This window comes from Dinghuibacter sp., from assembly GCF_035492835.1.
Classification (GTDB): domain Bacteria; phylum Bacteroidota; class Bacteroidia; order Chitinophagales; family Chitinophagaceae; genus Dinghuibacter.
Genome location: NZ_DATJIY010000043.1, coordinates 1 through 4,221 on the forward strand (window position 1 = coordinate 1; position 4,221 = coordinate 4,221).

General features: G+C 61.3%; 3 protein-coding genes. 2 read left to right on the top strand and 1 reads right to left on the bottom strand.

Annotated features, from left to right (window positions below):
* Nucleotides 1-100 precede the first annotated feature (100 nt).
* Complete coding sequence (locus VL547_RS03975; RefSeq protein ID WP_325575429.1) at nt 101-1,180, bottom strand: Gfo/Idh/MocA family oxidoreductase; 1,080 nt, start codon at nt 1,178-1,180, stop codon at nt 101-103.
* Between the two features lie 60 nt (nt 1,181-1,240).
* Here VL547_RS03975 and VL547_RS03980 point away from each other — a divergent pair, with 60 nt between their 5' ends.
* Both VL547_RS03980 and VL547_RS03985 read left to right on the top strand, forming a co-directional pair.
* Nucleotides 1,241-2,515, top strand: coding sequence for a Gfo/Idh/MocA family oxidoreductase (locus tag VL547_RS03980; protein WP_325575431.1), 1,275 nt, complete (start codon nt 1,241-1,243; stop codon nt 2,513-2,515).
* A 7-nt stretch (nt 2,516-2,522) separates the two neighbouring features.
* A partial coding sequence (locus VL547_RS03985) for a beta-N-acetylhexosaminidase (RefSeq protein ID WP_325575434.1) occupies nt 2,523-4,221 on the top strand: 1,699 nt, incomplete at its 3' end.

The window sequence follows — 4,221 nt, forward strand, 5'->3', positions numbered from 1 at the left end:
TACCACTGGCAGCGCGGTAGCTGGGGGCATACCGCGCACGGTTACCGTTGGAACCGTGGCGGCTGGCGGCGCTAAAATCGCCTGGCGCTGCTAAAAACGGCTAGACCGGATACGGCACCTCGCGCAACCCGGTGGCCTCCACCACCGCCTGCCGCTCGTTGCTTTCCAGCGCCAGCTCGATGAGCCGGACGGTATTGTATCCATGGGCGGGGACTGTCTTTAAGGGCGCGTTTTCCCGCAGGGTACGATACAGGTCCTCGTAAAATATACCATAGTTACCGGGCAGGGAAGGGTATCGCTCCACGATTTCCATTCCTGCCCTTGTCGTATGCAGGAGCCCGTGGATCGACGGGTCTTCGATACCCCAGCCTGGCCCCAGCGGCTGCCCGCCCGCGCGGAGGATGGCTTCCTGCGGATCGTCGCCATATTTCAGGAAGGAGCCCTCCAGGCCATGGATCATATACCGGGGACCGGGTTCCCGAACGAGCATACCGCCTTTCAGGATCACCTTGAGACCCGGGTAATACAGCTGCAGGTCGAAATAGTCCACCGCCCGTGCGTGCGAACGCTGTAGCCGGATGTCGGCATACAGGCTTTCCGGCGTCCCGAACAGGCAGAAAGCCTGGTCGATGAGGTGCGGCGCCAGGTCATAGAGGATGCCGCTGCCTTCCAGCGGTTCCTCGCGCCATGCGTTGGGTTTGGCCTGTGGGCGGTAGCGGTCGTAGTGCGCTTCGTATTCATGTACCGGCCCCAGGGGTTGGGTAGCGAGTAGCGCGCGGACCGTCCGGAAATCGCTTACGTACCGCCGGTTATGAAAAACGGTCAACACCTTGCCCCGGCTGGCGGCGAGGTCTTCGAGCACGACCGCGTCCCCGGTGTTGATCGTGAATGGTTTTTCGACGACCACATGCTTCCCGCTGCGAAGCGCCTGTGCGGCGTACTCCGCGTGCGTCGTATTCGGCGTGGTGACGACGACCAGGTCTATTTCGGGGTTGTCGAAGAGATCGGAAGCGTCTTGAACCGAACGTACCCCCGGGTACAGCAAAGGCGCCTGCGGCCCATTCCTCTCCAAGACCGTATGAAGGACGTATTTGGATGGCATCAAAGCCAGGAAAGGCGCGTGGAAAGTACGGGCGGACATGCCAAAGCCAACGAGACCGACACGGATGGGATCGGGCATAAGAGAACGATTTGGCCAAAGATAGGCTATGTCGTACCTTAATTTCTTAACGATCTTGCCATGCAACGCAAAGCTTTCCTGCAAACCTCGGCTGGTCTTATGATCGGCGCCGCGCTCCCCCGGAGCGTAAAGGCCGTAGCGCCCAGCGACCGGATCAATGTCGCGGCCATCGGCATCAATGGGATGGGCTGGGCAGACCTGACAGCCGCCTTGAAGCACCCGGCCGCCCGCTGCGTAGCGCTGTGCGACGTGGACAAAGGCGTGCTCGACAAACGGGCGGCGACCCTGATAAACCAGGGTAAAGTCGACACGTACGGCGACTACCGGAAGATACTCGACCGCAAGGACGTGGACGCGGTGTTTATCGGCACCCCTGACCATTGGCACTGCCTCATCATGACCGAGGCCTGCGCGGCAGGCAAGGACGTATACGTGGAAAAGCCCGTGGGCAATTCGATCGCCGAATGCGCGGTCATGGTGGCCACCCGGGACAAGTACGACCGCGTCGTACAGTGCGGTCAGTGGCAACGGAGCCAGAAACACTTCGCGGACGCGGTGGCCTTCGTCAGGACCGGGCGCCTTGGAAAGATCCGGCTTGTCAAGGCCTGGGCTTACCAGGGCTGGATGAAACCCGTGCCGGTGCAGCCCGACGGGAACCCACCCCCGGGCGTGGACTATACGCAATGGCTGGGGCCCGCGGAGACGCGGCCCTTCAATCCGAACCGCTTCCACTTCAATTTCCGCTGGTTCTGGGACTACGCCGGCGGGTTGATGACCGACTGGGGGGTGCACCTCCTGGACTACGCGCTGCTCGGGATGGACGCGCCCATGCCCAAAAGCGTCATGGCGTCGGGCGGCAAGTTCGCCTACCCCGGAGACGCCTCCGAGACGCCGGACACGCTCACGACCGTGTATACCTTCGACGACTACAACATACAATGGGAGCACGCCACGGGGATCGACGGCGGCTGCTATGGGCGTAACCACGGTATCGCCTATATCGGTAACAACGGCACGCTCGTCCTGGACAGGGAAGGCTGGGAGGTGATCCCGGAAAAGGGGCGGATGGAAGCCGTACCGCTGACGCCCAAGGTGGACGACGGCCTGGTGCTGAATACGGCCAATTTCCTCGACACGGTCCGCACCCGTAAAGTGGCTGATTTGCACGCGCCGATACAAGCCGGCGCTCACGTGGCGACGGTAGCGCAGATGGGCAATATCGCCTATAAGACCGGGAAAAAACTCTACTGGGAAAACAACCGTTTTACGGACGACGACGCCAATCGGTACCTTGCGTCAACCTACCACAATGGATATAATATTCCGAAAGTATAATTGCAAGATGATGATTAGATTCCCCCTGGCTTTGCTGGCGCTGGCGTTTGGCGGCGCTGTCCTTGCGGCCGACGGTCCGCGTCTCCACCTCATACCCGAACCGGTTTCGGTCACCGAACGCGCGGGCAGTTTTACCCTCGACGCCGGTACGATGATCCGCGTGTCCTCACAGGACCCCGACCTGGCGCAAACGGCCTCGTGGTTTGCGGACCAGGTACACACGACCGTGGGAAAAAAGGGGAAGATCAACCTGGAGCTCAACAAGGAATCGGACGCGGAGCTGGGTAAGGAAGGCTATACCCTGAGCGTCACGACTGCCGGCATAACGATAAAAGCCAATGCCCCCGCGGGTGTCTTTTATGGGTTGCAGACCCTGCTCGAAATGATCCCGCCCGGTGGCGGCGCGATCCCGTGCGCCGATATACGGGACTATCCCCGGTTTGGCTGGAGGGGTCTGATGCTCGATGTCAGCCGCCATTTCTTCAACAAAAACGAGGTCGAACGGTACATCGACGAAATGGCCCGTTACAAATACAACACCTTCCACTGGCACCTCAGCGACGACAACGGCTGGCGGATCGAGATCAAGAGCCTGCCGGAGCTGACGCGCGTCGGCGCCTGGCGGGTAAGCCGCACCGGCCGCTGGGGCACGTTGCTGCCGCCGCTGGCCGACGAGCCGGCGGATGACGGCGGTTTTTATACACAGGACGACATCCGTGAGATCCTGGCCTATGCCAAGGCCCGCTATATCACCGTCCTCCCGGAGATCGACGTGCCCGCCCACAGCCTGGCGATGATCGCCGCCTATCCCAACCTGTCCTGCACCCAGCTGCTCTACCCGGTCAACCCGGGAAGCCGGGCGCCCGAACGCCAGGACAACGTCCTATGCGTCGGAAACGATTCTGTATACCTGGTGCTCCAAAAGGTATTCGGCGAGATCGCGGCGCTCTTCCCGAACCCCTACATCCATATCGGCGGCGACGAGGCCTACAAGGGTTTTTGGGCCGCCTGTCCCAAGTGCCAGAAGCTGATGAAGGACGAGCACCTGGGGAGCGTCGAAGAGCTCCAGAGCTATTTCGTCAAACGCATGGAAAAGATGTTGAACGGGCTCGGCAAGAAACTGATCGGCTGGGATGAAATCCTGGAAGGCGGCCTGGCGCCCTCGGCCACGGTCATGAGCTGGAGGGGCATGAGCGGGGGGATCACCGCGGCGCGGATGGGACACGAGGTCGTGATGACGCCCTGGGACTATTGTTACCTGGACCTGTACCAGGGCGACCCCTCGGTCGAACCGCCCACCTATGGGATATGCCGGCTAACCGACTGTTACAAATACGACCCGGTACCCGACAGCATCGACCCGAAGCTCATCATCGGCGGTCAGGGCAACCTATGGACCGAATCGGTGCCGACCTTCCGCCACGCGGAATACATGACATGGCCGCGCGCCATGGCGCTGGCGGAAGTATATTGGAGCCCCAAATCCAAACGCAATTGGGACGACTTCACAGGGCGCATGGAGGCGGAATTGCCGATGTTGGACGCCGAGGGCATCAACTATGCCCGGAGCGCGTTCGACGCGGTGGCATTGCCGGCGCACGACAAGCTGGGCAGGCTGGCGGTCCGGTTCACCACCGAGATAAAAGGTCTGGATATATACTATACCTTCGACAATACCCGCCCCGACAGCCACAGCGCCCGCTACC